Origin of the sequence: Streptomyces sp. NPDC015032 (assembly GCF_043080425.1) — a bacterium.
GTDB lineage: Bacteria > Actinomycetota > Actinomycetes > Streptomycetales > Streptomycetaceae > Streptomyces.
The window spans coordinates 1-1000 of record NZ_JBIBVN010000131.1; the positions used below are offsets into that span (position 1 = coordinate 1).

Genomic DNA, 1000 nt, shown 5'->3' on the forward strand with positions numbered 1-1000 from the left:
TCCGAGCAGACCTGGGCGAACTCCCTCGACGCGTACTGGGCTCCGTTGTCGCTGTGGAAGATCGCCCCGTGCAGGCCGTCGGCGCCGCGGGCCGCTGCGGCGGCCCTGAGTGCGTCGGTGACCAGCTCCGTGCGCATGTGGTCGGCGATCGACCAGCCTGCCAGCCGCTTCGAGTGCAGGTCCAACACCGTTGCCAGATAGAGGAATTGGCCGCCTCCGATCGGGAGATAGGTTATGTCGCCCACGTACTTGGTGTTCGGCGCCTGGGCGGTGAAGTCGCGCCGCAGCAGGTCTGGCACCGGCGTCGCCGATGGCTCGGGAATGGTGGTGCGGACCTTCTTGCGCAGGTGCAGCCCGACGATGCGGAACGTGCGCATGACGCGCTCGACGCGCTTGTGATTGACCCGCCTCCCGGCGTCCTTCAGCTCGGCGGTGACGCGCGGGACCCCGTAGGTGCCGTCCGATTCCCGGTGGATCTCAGCGATACGTTCAGCGAGTTCTGCATCTGCCTGGGCCCGGGCAGCCCGCGCGTCCGCGCCGGCCAGCCACCGGTAGAACCCGGAACGCGAGACATGCAGCATCCGGCACAGCCGCTTGACGCCGAAGGCGCCACGGTGATCGTCGACGAACTGGAAGCGGCTGCTCACCAGCTGGTCTCCGCCGCAAAATACTTCGCGGCCCTCCGCAGGATCTCCCGCTCAAGCTCGAGTTCCTTCACCCGTGCCCGCAGCTGCCGGTTCTCCTTCTCCATCGCGGTGGCCTCCACGGCCCCGGGCCGGGCGGCCTGCTCGGCGTCCCGCACCCACGTGCGCAGCGTCTCGTGGTTGACGCCCACGTCCTTGGCCACCGACGCATACGTCCCACCCGGACTGGCGTGGTACAGCGCGACGGCATCGGCCCGGAACTCAGGCGAGTACTTCGATGTCCCCAACGGGAACTCCCGTCCTATGGATCTTCACGATCCAATGATCAGGGTGTCCACGATCAAGGGGAAACGCCC

Annotated in this window: 1 pseudogene; it reads right to left on the reverse strand. The window is 67.8% G+C overall.

From position 1 onward, the window contains the following. Positions 1–931 (reverse strand): annotated as a pseudogene (locus ACF08M_RS41705) (IS3 family transposase); the annotation flags it as partial. Positions 932–1000: the final 69 nt, after the last annotated feature.